This is a genomic window from Cohnella panacarvi Gsoil 349, assembly GCF_000515335.1.
In the GTDB taxonomy this organism is placed as follows: Bacteria; Bacillota; Bacilli; order Paenibacillales; family Paenibacillaceae; genus Cohnella; species Cohnella panacarvi.
On sequence record NZ_KI911563.1, the window covers coordinates 3,404,385 to 3,424,611 of the forward strand.

The following is a 20,227-nucleotide window of genomic DNA, read 5'->3' on the forward strand; positions in this document are numbered from 1 at the left end:
TTAGGCGGCTGAATGGAGAAGATATTGTCTGTATTCTAAAGGCGTCATACAGTTCAGCCTCTTCTGGTAGCGATGGTTATTGTAGTATTCGACATATTCGATAATGGCAGCTTCCAACTCTTCGTATGTATTGAATTTGTTGAGGTAGTACATTTCGGATTTCATCATTCCCCAGAATGATTCCATCGGGCCGTTGTCGATACACCTCGACACCCTAGACATGCTTTGTGTCATGCCTGCATCGTCCAGTTTCTTCTTAAAACTTTTGCTCGTATACTGGAAACCACGGTCACTATGAAAAATGGGCTTAACTCCAGGATAGATCTGGCGGGCAATATCAAAGGTTCGAAATACGAGCTCATTGTTATTGGAATGTCCCACCACAAAAGAAACAATACTTTTGTCCGACAAATCAAGGATGGCACTAAGATACGCCTTGTTGTGACCGTACTTCATCTCGGTCACGTCAGTGAGCCACTTTGTACCGAACTCATCGGATTTGAAATCTCTGTTCAAGACGTTCTCCGCCGTAATTTCAGGCGTGGACGAGACATAGCTCTTTCGCTTCCTACGGCATACCGATTTTAGATGTAAGATGCTCATGAGCCTGTAAATTCGTTTATAATTCACTCTCAAATGATGTTCTCGGTTTAGCTTGATGGTCATCTGGCGATACCCGAGGATGCCGTTCTTTTCCTCGTAGGCGTTCTTAATTAGGGGTAGTAATGTTTTGTTAAATTTCTCGTTGTCACTCTCTCTCCGGTTAAGCCACTTATAATACGAAGAACGCTGAATGCCTGCAATTTCGCAGAGTTGACCTATAGGGTATGCTTTTGCAGCATGAAGATCGCGTATGGCAAGATACTCGGGTTCTAATCGGACTTGGCTTAGAACCGCCTCCTTTTGATCTCTTTCAGCTTTTTTAGAAAGTCGATCTCCATCTGTTTTCTTTTGTTCTCAGCCTGGAGCAGTTTGTTCTGAGCCCTCAGTTTCTCGACCTCGGACATCTCATCCTCAGACTTCCTTTTTCCACGTTTGTCCTGAAGTGCTTCCACACCTGATTTTAAGTATTTATTCGTCCATGAGTAGACTTGTTGGTAGGATACCTGAAATTTCTCAGCTGTCTGGGCATAGTCGTGTTGATGCTCAATGCAGAATCTGACGATTTCTACCCTTTCATCGTAAGTGGTTGCTCGTCCTTTAGTCATGATCGGTGTTCCCCCTGTACCGGAAGCTTTCAACTCCTCATGACCATTATACTTTAGGATCCAATTACGCAGTTGACGGGTTGATTTAATCCCATATCTTTTACAGATCTCCATATGTGAACCGCCGCCAGATAAATAATCTCTGACAGCCACTACCTTTAATTCCGCAGAATATGCAATGTTTCTGGATGAACTGTGGAGTCCATTTGGACCTAATGAGTGATAAACTTGAAGCCATTGTTTGGCAGATGAATGAGAAACGCCTAGCGAGATAGCTATGTGATTGAGTGAATCTTCCCCCCTCAGATAATTTTCAATGGCAGCTATCTTTTCTAATCCAGAAATCTTTGCTTTACGAGACATAAAGAACTCCCCCAATGATAAACAGTTTTATTATTTCAACTGTCTACCATAGGGGGAGCATATCAATCTCCCAAGGTCTTTTTTTTTATTTTTCGCTAAATAATGGCTTGGCATTCGTCGATATAATAGGTAATACTATTTTTTCGGACGGAGTGATAAAGTGAAGATCCAATCCTCGCCAGCAACGAACGCATCGCACTCTAGCAATACCGTATCTGTCAATAAATCCGCGACTGAGAGCGCCTCTCCCAAACCTGAGGGTTCGAACCTGGATGTAGGGCTCGTTCGCAACGGCAAACAGCTTCAAACAGCCGAATTGAAAGGCGTTAAAGTGTCCGTGGGGGAAGAACAGCTCATCAGAGCGATCGATCGTGCGATCAAGGCGCTGGAAGGACCTTCGACGACGTTCGAGATGAAAGTGCACGAGCAGACGAAAGCCGTTACCGTGAAAGTATTCAATAAAGATACCGGCGAACTGATCCGTGAGATCCCGCCGGAGAAGACTTTAGATCTAGTCGCGAAAATGATGGAATTTGCCGGAATCTTGGTAGACGAGAAAGTATAGGAGGCGAATACGATGGTAATGAGAATATCGGGTTTTTCATCCGGTCTGGATATCGATAGTATCGTCAAGAATCTGTTGAAAGCGCAACGCGCTCCGTTGGACAAATTAAATCAACAGAAGACAGCGTTAGAATGGCAACGGGAACAATATCGCGACGTCAACATTAAGATGGTTGATTTCCGCAACAATAAATTGTTTAACTATGGTTTGCAAGGCACGGTAAGCGCCAAGCAAGTGAAGACCTCAGGCAATACATCAGCCGTGAGTGCCAAAGCCGATTCGAATGCGATCGCGGGATCGATGACGATCGAAGTCAAGCAATTGGCTACTTCTTCGTCCATCGTCAGTACGGCCGGTGTCGGTACGGTCGATAAGAACAAGACGTTGAATCAATTAAACGGCGGTGCTTTGAACTACACGGCAGTCGGTGGTAAAGTGGCTGTTACCATTAACGGTCAGACGATCCAATTGGATGAGACGATTGATACGCTCAATACCATGGTCGCTAAGATCAATGCGAATAAAGATATGAACGTAACCGCGTTCATAGACGGGACTACAGGCAAGTTATCGCTTACTTCCAAGACGGGTGGCCCAGTGCCGATCACGACCGGCGGAACCCTGTTGGATGATTTTCAACTTGGAGGTCTTACCAGCTCCAGCGGTATCGGTGCGGTGGACACGGCTGTCGATACTTTGGCAGATTTGAAAACGAGCGGCAAGCTTTCTTATACGGCCGATGGACTCGGGAATGTAAGCTTTTCGATGAATGGCAGCATGATAACGGTTAACGAGAACGATACGCTGAATGACTTGCTGAATGCTATTAATAGCGACGCGGGTGCTGCCGTAACGGCTGCAATCGACGGAACGACCGGCAAGCTCACGATTAAATCGGACGGTTCGGGATCCGTTGCCGTAAGCGGTGATTTATTCGCCAAATTCAACTTGACCGGCGAGACCGTCGGGCAGAACGCCAAGGTCGTTATTAATGGCATCGAGACGGAACGAGCGAGCAATACTTTCACAGAGAATGGCGTAAGCATTACGCTGAACACCATATCCGCCGGATCCATTACGACTCTTAACGTTACTTCCGATACGGATAAGATCGTGGACTCGATCAAGACGTTCATCAAAGAATATAACGACTTGCTTGAGACGGTGAATAACAAGGTAAACGAAGAGCGCTACCGCAAATTTTCTCCGTTAACTTCGGAACAGAAGGCGGAGATGAGCGAAGATGAAATTAAGCTGTGGGAAGACAAGGCCAAGAGCGGTCTACTCCGTCGCGATACGACGCTTACTACGATGGTAGACAATATGCGGCTCGCAGCCATGACCGACATTACCATCGACGGCGTCAGGGTGAACTTGGCTTCCTTCGGCATTGAGACCGGAGAATGGCAGCAACGGGGCAAGCTGGTCATCAAGGACGAGGCGAAACTGCGTCAAGCAATCGAAGCGAATCCGGCCCAAGTCGAGCAGTTCTTCACGCAACAGACGACGCAGACAGATGCGAAGCTGAAAGTTTCGCCAACAAATCCGGATAACGGGTTGTTCAATCGGTTGTCGAATACGCTAATGACAGCAATTGAAGATCTATCCAAGAAAGCCGGGACGTCTAAATACAGCATAAGCAAAGACGCGGCATTCCTTGAGACGAGCTCAATCAGCGAACTATTGCGAAGTTTGGATACTAAGATTTATAATGCGAATGACCGGCTTAATCGCTTAGAAGTTACTTATTACAAGCAGTTTACGGCGATGGAAACGGCAATGAACCGCTTTCAGTCGCAATCTAGCGCCTTGTTCGGATCGAATTAATACGCATGATGGACAAGCTGATTAGAGAAGTATTGGCAGAAACGATACGGTTGGCGAAGTCCGAACCGGATACCGATTACGAAGCCTTCGTAGAATTGACGGATTTAAGGCAGACGTTAGTAGATGAAGTGCAAAGTCGGGGATTGCTTAAGGATGACGAGAAAGCGTTGCTGAGTGAGCTTGCCAAATATGAGAAAGTAATACTCTCTCGGATGTTGGCATTGAAACAAGAGGCAGAACTCGGTATACAGCGTATGAATGCGACGAAGAGACAACAGGACGCATACGGTCAAGTGGGCCCTGGCGAAAGCATTATGTTCGACAAAGGAGTATGACCATGAACACAAGTCCCTATCTTCAGAAATATCAACAAGCAGCGGTTCAGACGTCCTCCGGCCCCCAGCTCCTCTTGATGCTATACGATGGGGCTATCAAGTTCGTACGTTCGGGCATCGAAGGTATAGAGGAACGGAAACCGGAGAAGGCAAACACGAACTTGCAGAAAGCGCAGAGAATCGTTAACGAACTTACAGCGTCCCTGAATTTCGACTATGAAATTTCCAATAATCTCGCCCGACTATATGAGTATATGATGCATCAACTGATTCAAGCGAATTCACGTAAAGCTGCCGAGCCTGCCCGCGAGGTATTAAACTACCTGATCGATATGAGAGAGACCTGGGCTACGGCGATGAAGAAGCCGATTATGGAAAGCACGCAATAGATGAACAAGCCTTCGATCGAACGTAAAACCGCTAAGGGAAATGGCCCTTAGCGGTTTTGTTCGGTGTACGCCCAGCATGGGCGTCATCTCTACGGTGAAAGTCCGGAATGGGGGCTGGCAAGCGCCTACCATAGCCAAGAGCAAGGGTGTCCGCCGCGAGGCGGAATCCGAAGGAAGCTGGAGGCAAACGCACGGCTCGAGGTACACGAATCCAATTTGAGGCGGTTGCAGTCGGATGAGTCACCATCACATGACGAAATCCTAAGCTGCCAAAGGCTGCAGCCGTAAACTTGGGCGAGCGCGGGCGGAAAGATGACGTTCTTATCTGGGGAGACCTGTGGAATATGCGAAGTATTTGCGTAACCGTGGCTGAGAAGTCGCGCTGAATCCGCAGGAGTCAGCAGAAGCCATAGTACGGTGTTGTTGCAACAACACCGGAAGGGCTGAACCTAAAGGAGAGAAGAAATCGATGCGTTCGCGCGAAGAACAACGACAGCAGAATATCCCGCAAGGGAGCTCGCGGCAAAGGGTAGCGGTGAAACCGCAAGGGTATGCCGGAGCGCCGAGTTCTTCGTCGGCACAAACCGACCTTTCTTCTCGCGAAGGAAAGCACGACTTGCTGGATCAAATGCTCGAGGAGGGAAATCTCCGAGAAGCCTACAAGCGAGTGAAACAAAACGGAGGAGCGCCCGGCATAGACAACGTGACGGTAGCCGAGCTACAAGCACACGTATGGGAATGCTGGGAAACCGTGAAAGCGCAGCTCCAATTGGGTACGTACAGACCGATGCCAGTCAAACGGGTGGAAATCCCCAAACCCGGAGGCGGGGTGCGGCTGTTAGGTATCCCAACCGTAATGGACCGCTTGATCCAACAAGCCCTCATGCAAGTAATGACACCGATTTTCGACCCGTTATTCTCACCGAACAGCTTTGGATTCCGCCCAAGGAAACGTGCCCATGACGCAGTAAAACAAGCGCAGTCCTACATTCAAGAAGGAAATCGCTGGGTCGTAGACATAGATTTGGAGAAGTTCTTTGACAGAGTGAACCACGACATCCTCATGGCAAGGGTAGCACGAAAAGTCGCGGACAAGCGTGTCTTGAAGCTGATTCGTTCCTACCTCAATGCCGGAGTCATGGTCGACGGGACAAAGCAGGAGACGCTGGAAGGAACGCCGCAAGGCGGTCCGCTCAGCCCGCTTTTAGCTAACATCCTGTTGGACGATCTGGACAAAGAGTTAACGGAACGCGGCTTGAAGTTTGTGCGTTATGCGGACGACTGCAACATCTTTGTCCGAAGCAAGCGTGCAGGTGAACGCGTAATGGCGTCGGTCATTCGCTTTGTAGAGGAGAGGCTCAGACTAAGAGTGAATCGGGACAAGAGTGCGGTAGACCGCCCATGGAACCGCAAGTTCCTTGGATTCAGCTTTCTCAGCAACAAAGTCGCGACGATTCGAATCGCGCCGAAGAAACTGGAACAACTAAAGGAACGCGTCAGGGAGATAACCTCGCGTACGCGAGGCGTCTCGATGGAGAAGAGGCTGCAAGAATTAAATCGCTACCTGATGGGTTGGATAGGCTACTTCCGGCTAGCATCCGTAAAGACGCACTGCGAACGACTCGACGAATGGATTCGCCGAAGACTACGCATGTGCCTATGGAAGCAGTGGAAACTACCTAAATCCAGGCTCCGAAACTTACGTGCCCTAGGTGTACCGGAGTGGGCGGCAAGAATGATGGCAAACGCTCGCCGCGGATGCTGGGAAATGTCCCGAAACATAAACAACGCCCTTAATCGCTCCTACTGGAGTGACCAAGGGCTGTTAAGTCTGACAACTCGTTATCTTGAAACTCGTTAACTTTTAGGAACCGCCGTATGCGGACCCGCATGTACGGTGGTGTGAGAGGTCGGGGGCTAGCCGCCCCCATCTACTCGATTTTATAGAGTTTTTAGAAGAGATAATTCGGCGTACTCGGGAAATCGCTCGATTAGCTTCGTTTTGATCGGGGCGCGGCGTTCCGAATCCGGACAGTGGGCTAAATATTGAATATATAGTTTCGGATTGGCCGGATTAAGCTCGATCGCATGCGCCCAGAAACCAAGGGCGTCCTCAGGATCGCCTTCTATGTGTTGCAACTGCGCCAAACGGTCGCAGCTAGCTTCGGTTAACTGGCCGTTGTCCAGCAAGTGTTGATAAAATTGCAATGCGGGTTCTTTATAGTGTTTCGTTAAAAAAAAGTCGGCGAGTTGATTGATTACGCTCGGAGTAGCGTATCGTTCGATTAGGCGGTCAAAGACATCCCATCTTTTTAGCAAGTAGAGTTGGGTTAACGTTTCGAAGACGGTGCGGTCAAAGTCCTCGTTAGCAGAAGGAACGGCTTGATCGAACAATACGCAATCCACGAAAGTGAGATATCGATGGATGTCATCGGTTGAATCTCGGTTTCTGTATCTTACGAGCCAATCGGGACGAGCCCAAGCAATAGCCCCCCAAATAACGGATTTAGCGACGGTTGTGTCTTCTAGCTCCTCTTGAGTATTGGTATTTATAATACTTTCGAAATCAGCTAAGTTATCCGTCAAGAGAGCATACTTCAATCTGTCAGCGATGCTATACGAAAGGGGCGAACGATTGAAGTAATGCTGCGCAAGCTCCTTGTTTCCTAAGGAAATAGCGATTTTTCCCATCGTTTTCATTTTCGCATCACTTTCGCTCACGCTTAGAAGCTTATCGAGAAAACGGACGATGTTCGAGGCAGCTTCTTTTAGGGACAAGATCTCGACCATCTTTATCCAAGCGCTCATGTCCTTGTTGTTGGCCATAAGCAATCGGGTTAAGTAGGTCATGCACTGATTCAAGTCCTGATCACGTTCGTACGTCAGAGCGAGCTGCCAAAGCGGCATCCGAGTTCCGAATTCAGGGTTTGCGATCGAGAGGACCTGGTTATTGGCGGCGCGCTTCTCGGCTTCCATATGGGCAGCGATAAACTCTTGCTTGCCTAGCTCGTGAAAGCCGAGATTTTGTAAGATGATGCCGCGAATGCAGCGGATATCCGGGTATTGAACATAGGATTGGAGATACCGTTCGATCAGGTGCCAAGCTTCAAGAAGCTTCCCTTGCCTCATATAGATTTCCAGCAAGGCAAAGAGAACGATTCGGAACCATTCGGCTTTATTGTTTCCAGAATCGAGTGCGATCTGAAGGTGCTGTATGGCTTCGTCGTCTTTTTTCATTAGCGCGAGCTGTTGTCCGATCATACAGTGGTCATAAGCGTTCAGAGCAGCCGTTTTTTTCATTTCATTGAAGATAGACAAGTTGCGTTCATGCTTGTCTTTTGCATCAATGACGGTGTCTAAGTATCCGGAATGGAGGATTCGGTAGGGCAAGGCGACAATGTCCGGGGCTTTTCCGTTTGCCGGGACTGGCTGCTCGTGAATCGGCCGATGAAACCGAATGTTCATCCGATTGCCAAAGACGCGAAGCACGGGCGCTTCCACGATCGCGGCGTTCGATTGATCGCCCATGAAGTTACGAACGGGCAATTGATAAAGCGTGCGAGTAGTCGGTTCGATTGTTGCTAAGGAATCGCGGAGGCCGCGGATGTCGTTCTCCTCCATATATTCGTCTGCGTCCATGACGAGTATCCATTTGCCGGTAGCATGCTTGAGCGATTCGTTCCGTGCGGCTGAGAAATCGTTTATCCAAGCGAAATCATAAATTTTATCGGTAAACCGCCGGGCAATCTCCTTCGTTCGGTCGGTGGAGCCGGTATCGACGATGACGATTTCATCCACGTACTTTTCCATGCTTTTTAAGCAACGATCAAGGAAGGCTTCTTCATTCTTGACGATCATGCATAAGGAAACGAGGTTGTTCATAGAGCCTCCAGAGAGTGGATATTTCATTTATGACTCTAGCTTATAATAAAAGGTCGAAAAGACCAAGATGTATTAAGAGAGTGCGAATAATAAAGGATTTTGTCGAGCGATTGACGAATTTATAGAGATTGAACACGGAATTGTATTTACATATATTTCAGCTCGTAACATCGCTATAGAGTCTACATGTTTCTCGTAATTAACCGATATATGTATTAAACCTTTTCAATGAACCGATGGAGGAACTCATGAACGATTCATACAAAAGAATGCCTCCGGAAGATTTACGACGACTTCAGCTCATCCAACTGGAAATGCTGCTAGAAGTAGATCGTGTTTGCAAGAAGAACGATATCAAATACTGCATAATCGCAGGTACTACCTTAGGCGCCGTGAGACATAAGGGATACATTCCTTGGGACGACGATGCCGACGTGGCGATGATGAGAGACGAGTACGAGCGATTCCGCGACGCGTGCGAGAGAGATTTAGATCAATCGAAATTTTACTTTCAAGATCATAAGAAAACTCCCGGCTATCGTTGGGGCTACGGCAAAGTCAGACGCGTCGGTACGGAATTCGTACGCAAAGGACAGGAACACATGCCGTATCCGACAGGTGTATTTATCGATATTTTCCCAATGGACAACGTGCCAAATAGCTTGTTCCTACGCCGTATCCATAATTTCGCGTGTACAGTCGTGCGAAAGATGCTCTGGTCTGCCGTAGGCGCCAAGTCGGATCGCAATCCGTGGATGAGGGCCGTCTACCGGGTTGTCTCATGGGTCCCGCGCGATACGGTCTTTACCCTATACGATGGACTGAAGTGGATCTGCAATCGCAAAGAAACGCGAATGGTTCGAAAGCTTACGTTCCCGACGCCGAATAACGGGCAATACGGATACTTTCGCAAATGGTATGTCGACCTGGCGGATATCGAGTTCGAAGGTCACCTGTTCCCGGCCGCTAAAGATTACGACGAATATTTGACGTTTAAGTTCGGTAAGTACATGGAGCTCCCGCCGGTTGAACAGCGGCAAGGCCACGCGGCCACTCGATATCGGTTGTTGCCGCTAGAGTAACTCCCAAGAAGAGGTGTTCGGTCTATGAGAAAGGTCATTACATACGGATCGTTCGATTTATTTCACGATGGCCATTACAGGCTCCTTCAGCGCGCCAAAGAACTTGGAGATTACCTCATCGTAGGCGTCACGACGGAGAAGTATGACGAGTATAGAGGCAAAATGAACGTCGTGAATTCTCTGATGGAGAGAATCGAGAATATTAAAGCGACCGGTTTCGCGGACGAGATTATTATCGAAGACCATGAGGGTCAGAAGGTCGAAGATATTCAGAAATACGGCATCGATATATTTACGGTAGGGTCGGATTGGTTCGGGAAGTTCGACTTCCTCAAACAATATTGCGATGTCGTTTATTTGGAACGTACCAAAGGGATATCGAGCACGATGATTCGGCAACAGGCTTACAAGATCATAAGGCTGGGCGTCATTGGCAGCGGAAGAATAGCGGCAAGGTTCGCGCCAGAGGTTAAATACGTGAGCGGAACGAACCTTGAAGGCGTGTTTAATCCGAAACTCGAAAGCGCGCGCCTGTTCGCCGAAAAGTTCGAATTAAAGTTTCATACGGACGAATTAGAATCTTTCTTCGACAAGGTCGATGCCGTTTACATCGCTTCTCCTCACAATTCTCATTACGAATATATTCGCAAGTCATTGGAAGCGGGCAAGCATGTTTTGTGCGAGAAGCCGATGGTTTTGCAGGCGAGTCAAGCTGAGGAAGTCTATCAGCTTGCCCGAGACAAAGGACTCGTGCTATTGGAAGCGATCAAAACGGCTTATGCGCCAGGTTTTCTGCAATTACTGGCCATTGCGAAAAGCGGGCGAATCGGTCAGATTCGCGATGTAGAAGCTACATTTACGAAGTTGGTATCCGGCGATATTCGCGAGTTAAGGACGGAAGAAAATGGAGGTAGCGTAACCGAACTGGCAAGTTATCCGTTGCTTGCGATCGTGAAACTTCTTGGAACAGACTATCTAGACTTCAGATTCGATTCATTCGAAGACGAGAACGGCGTTGATTTGTATACTAAAATTTATTTGAAGTACAAGGGAGCGACGTCGACCGCGAAAGTCGGCCTTGGTGTCAAATCGGAAGGTCAGTTGCTGATTTCTGGTACGCAAGGATATATTTATGTCGAGGCGCCGTGGTGGAAAACGCAATTTTTTGAGGTGCGCCACGAGAAGCAGGAGCAGAACGAAAAGTTCTTTTCCAAGTTTGCAGGGGAAGGTCTTCGTTACGAATTGAGCGATTTCATCTCGATGATTTACGGAAACGAGAGAAAAGGGTACAAGCTGACGCCGAAAGAATCGATTGCCATTAACGGCATTATCGAGACGTTTTTAACGAATAGACTGACACCGACTAAGGTGTAATCGAGGTCCGTTATGAAGAAAATCAAAATACTGCATATGCCACTAACGAATTCAGGCAGCGGAGTCTCTCAGTACGTACTTCAGAATTGGAGATTCATCGATCAAAGTCGGTTTCGGTTCGATTTTGCGACGAGAAGTAAGTCGTTGGATTTCGCCGATGAGGTAACCGCCCAGGGTTGCAAAATCCATTACTTGTCTTGTTCCTCGGAAGAAGATGAAGAGCAGTTCAAGAAGGAAATGCATCGAATCTTGGACGAAGGCTATGATGCGATTCATCTTCACACGTCTTATTGGAAAGGTTATTTGGTCGAGGAACTGGCTATTGAGAGGGGAGTGCCGATTGTGATCGTCCACTCTCATAGCACTATGATCGATATTCAAAATGAAACAAATAGGAACGAGAGCATAAAGAAACATCATTATTACAGAGATACGATTCCGGTTGATTACGGCACGCATTTTCTAGCTTGTTCAAGAGCAGCTGCCGATTGGTTGTTTGGAGATCAGATTCCCAAGAATCAAATCCGTATTTTTAATAACGCAATCGATCTTTCCGAATTCAGTTTTTCTCCAGACATTAGGGCGGCATACAGAGCAAAGCTTGATTTGGACGGATGTTTCGTGATGGGGCACATTGGGAGATTTACCTATTCTAAAAACCATGCCATGCTCATCGAGATTTTCCGAGAGATCTATCAGAAAATGCCTAACGCTAGGTTGATGTTAGTCGGCAGCGGAGAGTTGGAACCGGAAATTCGGCAACGAGTGCAAGACTATGGGTTAACGGAATCCGTGATATTCTTGGGAAAACGAACGGATGTGCCACAGTTATTGCAGGCTATGGATGTCTTTTTGTTGCCGTCTCGATTCGAGGGGTTAGGCCTCGTTCTTATCGAAGCTCAAGCTGCAGGCTTGAAATGTTTGGCAAGCAAAAGCGTCCCTCTAGAAGCGCAGATCACCACCAACCTTGAGTTTATCAACGATGAGGTTTCGAATTGGGTACAACAGGTTTGCCGGATTGCAGTCGGGTATGAACGTGTCGTGCAAGACCGCCTCATTGAAGAGGCAGGTTATGACTTGAGAAAGCAGATTAAGGTAATTGAGAAATTATATGCTGGAGAGGATGTCTCTGCGGATTGTAAAAGCGTAGCTCAATATAAACTTGCGCATTGGGGGGGGAGTGATGAACAATAGTGAACAACCATTGGTTTCAATAATTATCCCAGTTTATAACACGGAGAAGTTCGTAGGTCGAGCTTTAGAAAGTGTTTTGGAACAAACCTACAAGAATATTGAAGTGATTGTGGTAAATGACGGTTCGCAAGATGGGTCCGGGGAAATATGCGATGAGTATTCTCGCCGGGATTCTCGCGTTATAGTCGTACACCAGATAAATAGCGGAGTATCTGCGGCGCGTAACAAGGCGCTTGAGATTAGCCGAGGACGTTACATACAGTTTGTCGACTCGGATGATGTCATTGTTAGCCATATGACGGAAACGTTCGTGACCGAAATGGAAAATTCGGATTGCGATATCGTGATTTGCGGATTTGCTAACGTTGGGCAAGAAAGGCAAGGAATTAGCGCAGAAACCCGGCTAACCGAAACTCGGCTGTTTGCTGTAAGCGAGTTATTGGTTTTATCTTACAAGGATTCCAAAGTCGCACCGATCGTGTGGAGTTCTTGTAATATGATGTTTAAGAACGACATTATGCAGGCGAATGAACTTCGATTCAACTCGTCTTATGCCAAGGGCGAAGACGGGCTTTTTACGTTAGACTATCTTTCTAAATGCAAAAAAGCACTTGTGCTCGACCAAGTTTTCTACATCCATTACATTTATGATCCATTGGAACGCGTAAGTACAGTGTCGCAATTTGCACCGGATCTTTATGAACTGAGGCTTATCTATTTTGAGAGGCTGTATTTCATTGTGGAGGGCCAAATTAACGAGCAGCAGAAAACCATTCTTCTGCAATTGTTCTACGACAAATTAATTGCAGGAATCGTACGAATGGTCGCTTATTCGGAACATTTTACGGATATTGAGCAAAGGCTATCGGCAATCGTAAATAATGAAATCGTAATTCGATCAGGCAAAGTGTATAAGCGCTTCAGAAAAGGAGATAGCGTCTTCATTCCGTTATTCATGAAGTGGAGGCTTGTAAACCTCCTGTATTTTGCGCTGAAAAAAAAGAAAAAACATTATATCGGCAAGTATGGGAAAAGTCCTATTGTCCGTTCGATATACGTTAAGGCACCAGATACGAGAGTATAGGATGAGAGGAGAATGGAAATGAGAGAGCCTTTAGTGTCTATCATCATACCGGTGTATAACGGATCGAATTACTTACGGGAAGCGATTGATAGCGCTCTTGCCCAGACGTACGCCAATCTGGAGATCATTGTAGTCAATGATGGCTCTAACGATAACGGAGCCACGGAAAAAATCGCATTATCCTACGAGAATAAAATTCGTTATTTATCTAAGGAAAACGGGGGAGTTTCTACCGCGCTTAACCTAGGCATCCAAGAGATGACGGGGGAGTACTTTTCTTGGTTATCGCACGACGATCTATACTACCCCGACAAAGTAGAGCGGCAAATTCAGGCGTTGCGTGACAATGGAGATATGACGGCACTCGTTCATTGTGCATACGATTTACTGGAGGAGCCGTCTAAAACAATCACCCACGTTATACACAGCAACACATATCCAATGGACTATTTAACCAATTCGGTTCTCCCTGTTTTGCAAGGGTTGATTCATGGTTGCGGGCTTCTGATTCACAAAAGCCATTTTGAACGCGTTGGCGTCTTTGATGAAGCTTTGGTTACGACCCAAGACTATGACCTTTGGTTTCGAATGATGAGGAATCAAACGATCGTTTTTGTTCCCAAACCCTTGGTTATTGGCAGGGAGCACGCAGCGCAAAGAGGAAAAACGCTATCCTCGCATCAAACCGAACGCGATCAAATACATATTGGCTTTATGGATGAGCTGACCGAAGCCGAGATGAGTGCTATGTACGGCAGCCCATATAATTTTTATCATAGAATGAGCATTTTTTTTAAGGCTATAAACATGGAAGAATCCTACCGTTATGCGAATCGGAAAATGCAATCGGCAACTGTTCCTGAGAATCTGTCGGAAGAACTCTCTAACCTTCGAAAATATATTAAAGGGCTAACGAGTGGCAAGGCAGACAGGTTGGCGATCTTTTGCGCAGGACAATACGGTTTGCGATTGATTCAAGAGTTGCGGAGTAAATTGATTTTTGTTAATTGCTTTTCGGATAATAACCCTGCGAAGTGGGGACGGCAGTTCGGGAACGTAGAATGCATTCCTCCGGAAGAGCTTGCGAAAGACAAAGAACGTACGCTTGTAATTGTTGCTACACAAACGCCGAACGAAATCGTTAATCAATTGAAATCAACTGGTTTTCCTTATGTCGTGACTAAACGTGAACTAGACGGTCTCTTAGTCAAAGTACCGCCGGTTAAATGGATTAGTGCATTGGACGACATTGAAGGTCTTGACTATTCGTCTTCCGAAGTGCAGGCATTACTGCCTAAATTCAATCAAACGATATTCGAAATTTGTAAATATTATGAGGAATCAAGAGGTGTTTGAAGATACTCATAAAAATCGTTGAAAAACTGATGGAGTTGGAAGCAACGATCGCAAACCGAAAAATAATCATATTCGGTTCCGGAAAAGTAGGGAAGTTAACCCACGCGGCATTAAAAATGGTATCTAATGAAGCTAGTTGCTTCGTAGATAACGATCCTATTAAACATGGCTCAATAATTATGGGAACTACCGTACAGCCGCCGCACGCAATAAAAGAAGAGAAGAAAGAATCATTGTTTGTTCTTATTGCCAGTACATACTACAAGGAAATTGAACGCCAGCTGTCGGAAATGGGGTATAAGGAAGGCGAAGAGTTCTTTTCGATCCTTAAACCTAGACTTAATGAAGCAGCAAGAGGAGAGCGGATTATCCATGGCGTAAAAATCGGAAAGTATAGTTATGGAGTCGAGCAACATTGCTATCCGGATACTCTCCTAGAGAGCGTTGGAGCATTTTGCTCAATCAATACGCACTCGCTAATCGGGATGGTTAACCACCCTACAACCTTGATTACAACCCACCCGTTTTTATACCACCCGAATGACTATATGGGCGAGTTTATACCGAGTGACTTATTGGATACCCACAGCCTAGCGGATATAAACGCATTAACGAAGAATGGCAAAATCGTAATCGGGAACGATGTGTGGATCGGAGCTAAAACAGTAATATTGCCATCCGTTCATATTGGGAACGGAGCTATTGTTGCGGCCGGGGCAGTCGTGACTAAAGATGTACCGGATTACGCTATTGTCGCAGGAGTGCCCGCTAAAGTAATAAAGTATCGGTTTAGCCGGGAAGAAATAACAATTTTAAACGAGATACGATGGTGGGAATGGCCGGATGAGAAAATTGCGTCCAAGTCTAAGTTGTTTGCCAATCCCAAATTGTTTTTTAAATACTTTCAAGAAAATAATTCCTCTTAAACAAGACAAGAATAGAGGTTATTAAAATGAACTTAAGAAAAACCCTAATGGATATGATCTTTAGCAGGTTTGAGAACAGCAAAAAGCCTGATTATATCGTTATTTATGGAGCTGGTCAAAACGGGTTGTTATTAATGCAATATTTGATGTCGGCAAATATCGAAGTGAATTATTTCTGCGATAATAGTCCGAGCAAACAAGGAACATTAATTCGCGGAATTCCCTGCCTCTCCATAGAGCAATTATGCTCTCATAAAGATAACGCTCTCGTATTTGTATCCCCTTATCATTCAGAAGATATGATGAAGGATTTGGAGCGTCTTCAGTTTTCTCATGTCATTTCGTCTGACGTCTTAAGATTGTTGAGATTTGTACCGCAATCCAAAAATGAAAATACATATCAGCGCTTTCCCTATATCGGGCACTTCTATTCGCTTTATCCGGATATTGACGAGATTATGGAAAAGTCCGAATCTATATTCGATCCAACTAAACAGGTGTTAGATATCGATTTGAACGAAGAAACACAACTTACGTTGCTTAGAGAAATGATTAATTTATATCCCTCGCTCCCACAGTGGGAAGACATTTCTGTTGAATTAGGTTCTACACCGTTAAGGCATCGACTGGGAAATACGAGCTTAAGCGCATCGGATGCAGTCGGACTGCATTGCATGCTTCGCCTTTTGAAGCCTAATAAAATGATTGAAGTGGGATCAGGATACACCTCTGCAGTTACACTGGATACGAATGAATTTTTTTTGGATAATCGAGTTCAATTAACCTTTATCGAGCCATATCCTGATCTATTAAAATCGATTCTAAAACCAACCGATCGGATAAGCCTAATTGATAGAGGACTGCAAGATGTTCCATTGGAAGTGTTTGAACAATTAGATAGCGGAGATATATTGTTTATCGATTCCACTCATGTTAGCAAAGTGAACTCTGATGTGAACTATTTGTTCTTTGAGATACTGCCGCGACTAAAAAAAGGGGTATATATTCACCTGCATGATATATTCTATCCCTTTGAATATCCCAAGAAGTGGATCATGGACGGTTTGATTTGGAATGAGCTTTATTTACTTAGAGCATTCTTGCTAAATAATTCGGCGTATTCTATTCAGTACTTCCAGAATATGATGGATCACAAGCACATGGATCTATTTTTGGAGAAATGGCCTTACGATTTACCCGTTCAAGGTGGAAGCATATGGCTGAGAAAAAATGAAAAATAGAGGTGACGAAATGTTTCTAAGTAAAAAAAGAAAAATAGCAGAGTTATTTGATACTATCTCGGAAATGAACGGACTGTTATTGCGAGTTAACGATCCTGAGACTGCAGTCTCCGATTGCTTAGCTGCGTTAAATGCCATTCTATATCATTTGGAACAAGAAAGAGAGTCGCCTATTCGCACAATCGATCTGCTTAAGAACGTACAAGGTTCTTTCAATGCATTCTGGAATGGTGATGTCGAAGTAAACGCGGACAAGATTCATGCGTTGTCCGAGCAAATCGGAATGCTTAAAGAAATGTTTAATGTTGAAATTAATGTGAAGTTGAATGTGGTGTTCCTACCTTACAAAGCTTCCATGTGGGATAGCCTAGCAACCATATACGAAGCTGCGGCAAAGGATGAGCATTGCGTGGCGCGCGTTGTTCCAATTCCCTATTATCAGTTATCTCAAAACGAGGCGATCCCTACTTACGAAGGGGACCGGTTTCCGCCTGATGTACCTATAACTCATTATAATGACTATAATTTGGAACAAGAGGAACCGGACATTATATTCGTTCATAACATTTACGATCAATACAACACGATCACCCGAGTACATGAACATTACTTTACTTCCAACTTGAAAAACTTTACCGACATGCTGGTTTATGTCCCGTATCATATGTCCTCGTTTATTCAACCTAATAGTCAGGGAGATCGCAGTTATAATCTATCTTCAGTTAAGAACGTAGATAAAGTTATTTTGGCCGGAGAATATTTGAAGAAGGCCGCGGTTCGAGACGGAATACCAGAGGAGAAGTTGCTGGTACTCGGTTCTCCCAAGTTAGATGCAATGACCAAAGTTATTAATAAACAAATTCCTTATCCCGAAGCTTGGAAAGACAAAATCGAAGGAAAGACGGTTTATGTATTAAATACAGGGTGTCTATATTTCGCAGATCAAACGCCAGGGAAAGTCGAGAGATTAGCGGATTTTCTTCATTTTCCACGATATGTCGAGAACAGCGTAGTCATTTGGCGCCCGCATCCGCTTACGCAAATATCAATCATGAAGTACACACCTAACTTATTCGAATACTATTCTAACTTAATTAAAAAAATTAATGACGGACACCCGGCGTATAAACATATCATTTTAGATGAGTCGGATGACTATTTGCCTGCATTGCAGGCCGCTGATGTATTAATATCTTATGATGGCTCGCTCCTACGCTCCTATCTTTTAACAGGGAAAAGGGTGCTCTTTTGGGATGGGAATATGCCCAAAGGCTCTCTGGTACCTTCCGATGCATTTTACTACACGTTCGATCAGTCCGAACCATGGTTCGAGATTATCAAAAAGTTTGCAAAAGGGTTGGATCCATTAGCTGAAAACCGCAAAGACCTGGCATCAAAGGTTTATTCGAATATAGATGGGACCAGCGGACAAAAAGTATATCAAACGATTAAAGAATGCGTTGCCCAACAAGTGAAATAGTCACGGCTTGCAAACAAAAAAAGACAAAGAATATCCGAGGATATCCTTTGTCTTTTTTGATGTACGCCCAGCATGGGCGTCATCTCTACGGTGAAAGTCCGGAATGGGGGCTGGCAAGCGCCTACCATAGCCAAGAGCAAGGGTGTCCGCCGCGAGGCGGAATCCGAAGGAAGCTGGAGGCAAACGCACGGCTCGAGGTACACGAATCCAATTTGAGGCGGTTGCAGTCGGATGAGTCACCATCACATGACGAAATCCTAAGCTGCCAAAGGCTGCAGCCGTAAACTTGGGCGAGCGCGGGCGGAAAGATGACGTTCTTATCTGGGGAGACCTGTGGAATATGCGAAGTATTTGCGTAACCGTGGCTGAGAAGTCGCGCTGAATCCGCAGGAGTCAGCAGAAGCCATAGTACGGTGTTGTTGCAACAACACCGGAAGGGCTGAACCTAAAGGAGANAAGAAATCGATGCGTTCGCGCGAAGAACAACGACAGCAGAATATCCCGCAAGGGAGCTCGCGGCAAAGGGTAGCGGTGAAACCGCAAGGGTATGCCGGAGCGCCGAGTTCTTCGTCGGCACAAACCGACCTTTCTTCTCGCGAAGGAAAGCACGACTTGCTGGATCAAATGCTCGAGGAGGGAAATCTCCGAGAAGCCTACAAGCGAGTGAAACAAAACGGAGGAGCGCCCGGCATAGACAACGTGACGGTAGCCGAGCTACAAGCACACGTATGGGAATGCTGGGAAACCGTGAAAGCGCAGCTCCAATTGGGTACGTACAGACCGATGCCAGTCAAACGGGTGGAAATCCCCAAACCCGGAGGCGGGGTGCGGCTGTTAGGTATCCCAACCGTAATGGACCGCTTGATCCAACAAGCCCTCATGCAAGTAATGACACCGATTTTCGACCCGTTATTCTCACCGAACAGCTTTGGATTCCGCCCAAGGAAACGTGCCCATGACGCAGTAAAACAAGCGCAGTCCTACATTCAAGAAGGAAATCGCTGGGTCGTAGACATAGATTTGGAGAAGTTCTTTGACAGAGTGAACCACGACATCCTCATGGCAAGGGTAGCACGAAAAGTCGCGGACAAGCGTGTCTTGAAGCTGATTCGTTCCTACCTCAATGCCGGAGTCATGGTCGACGGGACAAAGCAGGAGACGCTGGAAGGAACGCCGCAAGGCGGTCCGCTCAGCCCGCTTTTAGCTAACATCCTGTTGGACGATCTGGACAAAGAGTTAACGGAACGCGGCTTGAAGTTTGTGCGTTATGCGGACGACTGCAACATCTTTGTCCGAAGCAAGCGTGCAGGTGAACGCGTAATGGCGTCGGTCATTCGCTTTGTAGAGGAGAGGCTCAGACTAAGAGTGAATCGGGACAAGAGTGCGGTAGACCGCCCATGGAACCGCAAGTTCCTTGGATTCAGCTTTCTCAGCAACAAAGTCGCGACGATTCGAATCGCGCCGAAGAAACTGGAACAACTAAAGGAACGCGTCAGGGAGATAACCTCGCGTACGCGAGGCGTCTCGATGGAGAAGAGGCTGCAAGAATTAAATCGCTACCTGATGGGTTGGATAGGCTACTTCCGGCTAGCATCCGTAAAGACGCACTGCGAACGACTCGACGAATGGATTCGCCGAAGACTACGCATGTGCCTATGGAAGCAGTGGAAACTACCTAAATCCAGGCTCCGAAACTTACGTGCCCTAGGTGTACCGGAGTGGGCGGCAAGAATGATGGCAAACGCTCGCCGCGGATGCTGGGAAATGTCCCGAAACATAAACAACGCCCTTAATCACTCCTACTGGAGTGACCAAGGGCTGTTAAGTCTGACAACTCGTTATCTTGAAACTCGTTAACTTTTAGGAACCGCCGTATGCGGACCCGCATGTACGGTGGTGTGAGAGGTCGGGGGCTAGCCGC

General features: G+C 46.3%; 17 protein-coding genes and 1 pseudogene. 15 read left to right on the forward strand and 3 right to left on the reverse strand.

Features of this window, described 5'->3' with window-relative positions; translation table 11 throughout:
* Both COHPA_RS0116350 and COHPA_RS23650 read right to left on the reverse strand, forming a co-directional pair.
* Window positions 1–855 carry an IS3 family transposase gene (locus tag COHPA_RS0116350; protein ID WP_084760760.1) on the reverse strand — a complete coding sequence of 285 codons (855 nt, stop codon included), beginning with the start codon at window positions 853–855 and terminating at the stop codon, window positions 1–3.
* A 32-nt stretch (window positions 856–887) separates the two neighbouring features.
* Window positions 888–1,571 (reverse strand): helix-turn-helix domain-containing protein, encoded by a 684-nt coding sequence (locus tag COHPA_RS23650; protein WP_035119581.1) that lies wholly within the window; start codon window positions 1,569–1,571, stop codon window positions 888–890.
* A 160-nt stretch (window positions 1,572–1,731) separates the two neighbouring features.
* Here COHPA_RS23650 and COHPA_RS0116360 point away from each other — a divergent pair, with 160 nt between their 5' ends.
* The 5 genes from COHPA_RS0116360 (at window position 1,732) to ltrA (COHPA_RS0116380) (ending at window position 6,548) form a co-directional block, all read left to right on the forward strand.
* Window positions 1,732–2,136 carry a flagellar protein FlaG gene (locus COHPA_RS0116360; RefSeq protein WP_027087243.1) on the forward strand — a complete coding sequence of 135 codons (405 nt, stop codon included), beginning with the start codon at window positions 1,732–1,734 and terminating at the stop codon, window positions 2,134–2,136.
* A gap of 12 nt (window positions 2,137–2,148) precedes the next feature.
* Window positions 2,149–3,963: a flagellar filament capping protein FliD gene (gene fliD, locus COHPA_RS24550; RefSeq protein ID WP_027087244.1), complete on the forward strand. Its 1,815-nt coding sequence runs from the start codon at window positions 2,149–2,151 to the stop codon at window positions 3,961–3,963.
* Between the two features lie 5 nt (window positions 3,964–3,968).
* Window positions 3,969–4,298, forward strand: coding sequence for a flagellar protein FliT (fliT, locus tag COHPA_RS0116370; protein WP_027087245.1), 330 nt, complete (start codon window positions 3,969–3,971; stop codon window positions 4,296–4,298).
* A 2-nt stretch (window positions 4,299–4,300) separates the two neighbouring features.
* Window positions 4,301–4,687: a flagellar export chaperone FliS gene (fliS, locus tag COHPA_RS0116375; RefSeq protein WP_027087246.1), complete on the forward strand. Its 387-nt coding sequence runs from the start codon at window positions 4,301–4,303 to the stop codon at window positions 4,685–4,687.
* Window positions 4,688–5,156: 469 nt separating this feature from the next.
* Window positions 5,157–6,548, forward strand: coding sequence for a group II intron reverse transcriptase/maturase (gene ltrA, locus COHPA_RS0116380; protein WP_027084843.1), 1,392 nt, complete (start codon window positions 5,157–5,159; stop codon window positions 6,546–6,548).
* An 80-nt stretch (window positions 6,549–6,628) separates the two neighbouring features.
* On the opposite strand, the gene COHPA_RS0116385 is transcribed toward ltrA (COHPA_RS0116380), so the two are convergent.
* Window positions 6,629–8,569: a tetratricopeptide repeat-containing glycosyltransferase family 2 protein gene (locus COHPA_RS0116385; RefSeq protein ID WP_027087247.1), complete on the reverse strand. Its 1,941-nt coding sequence runs from the start codon at window positions 8,567–8,569 to the stop codon at window positions 6,629–6,631.
* A 248-nt stretch (window positions 8,570–8,817) separates the two neighbouring features.
* Here COHPA_RS0116385 and COHPA_RS0116390 point away from each other — a divergent pair, with 248 nt between their 5' ends.
* The 10 genes and pseudogenes from COHPA_RS0116390 (at window position 8,818) to ltrA (COHPA_RS0116430) (ending at window position 20,163) form a co-directional block, all read left to right on the forward strand.
* The gene (locus COHPA_RS0116390) at window positions 8,818–9,651 is read left to right on the forward strand and encodes a LicD family protein (RefSeq protein ID WP_027087248.1); all 834 of its coding nucleotides are present in this window, start codon (window positions 8,818–8,820) and stop codon (window positions 9,649–9,651) included.
* 24 nt (window positions 9,652–9,675) lie between these two features.
* A pseudogene (locus COHPA_RS26500) lies at window positions 9,676–10,050 on the forward strand (FAD synthase family protein); the annotation flags it as partial.
* A complete protein-coding gene (locus COHPA_RS0116395; RefSeq protein ID WP_245590350.1) occupies window positions 10,039–11,025 on the forward strand; it encodes a Gfo/Idh/MocA family protein in 987 nt (328 codons plus the stop codon). The pseudogene COHPA_RS26500 and the gene COHPA_RS0116395, both read left to right, overlap by 12 nt.
* Before the next feature lie 12 nt (window positions 11,026–11,037).
* Window positions 11,038–12,219 carry a glycosyltransferase gene (locus COHPA_RS0116400; protein WP_027087250.1) on the forward strand — a complete coding sequence of 394 codons (1,182 nt, stop codon included), beginning with the start codon at window positions 11,038–11,040 and terminating at the stop codon, window positions 12,217–12,219.
* On the forward strand, window positions 12,209–13,303 hold the full coding sequence (locus COHPA_RS0116405) for a glycosyltransferase family 2 protein (protein WP_027087251.1): 1,095 nt from the start codon (window positions 12,209–12,211) through the stop codon (window positions 13,301–13,303). The genes COHPA_RS0116400 and COHPA_RS0116405 overlap by 11 nt, the downstream gene beginning before the upstream one ends.
* Before the next feature lie 12 nt (window positions 13,304–13,315).
* Complete coding sequence (locus tag COHPA_RS24555; protein WP_084760764.1) at window positions 13,316–14,659, forward strand: glycosyltransferase; 1,344 nt, start codon at window positions 13,316–13,318, stop codon at window positions 14,657–14,659.
* Window positions 14,656–15,585 (forward strand): CatB-related O-acetyltransferase, encoded by a 930-nt coding sequence (locus COHPA_RS26270; protein WP_027087253.1) that lies wholly within the window; start codon window positions 14,656–14,658, stop codon window positions 15,583–15,585. The genes COHPA_RS24555 and COHPA_RS26270 overlap by 4 nt, the downstream gene beginning before the upstream one ends.
* Before the next feature lie 26 nt (window positions 15,586–15,611).
* On the forward strand, window positions 15,612–16,826 hold the full coding sequence (locus COHPA_RS23670) for a class I SAM-dependent methyltransferase (RefSeq protein ID WP_027087254.1): 1,215 nt from the start codon (window positions 15,612–15,614) through the stop codon (window positions 16,824–16,826).
* A 10-nt stretch (window positions 16,827–16,836) separates the two neighbouring features.
* On the forward strand, window positions 16,837–18,306 hold the full coding sequence (locus COHPA_RS0116425; protein ID WP_027087255.1) for a hypothetical protein: 1,470 nt from the start codon (window positions 16,837–16,839) through the stop codon (window positions 18,304–18,306).
* A 465-nt stretch (window positions 18,307–18,771) separates the two neighbouring features.
* Window positions 18,772–20,163, forward strand: a complete 1,392-nt coding sequence (ltrA, locus tag COHPA_RS0116430; RefSeq protein WP_027087256.1) for a group II intron reverse transcriptase/maturase — start codon at window positions 18,772–18,774, stop codon at window positions 20,161–20,163.
* Window positions 20,164–20,227: the final 64 nt, after the last annotated feature.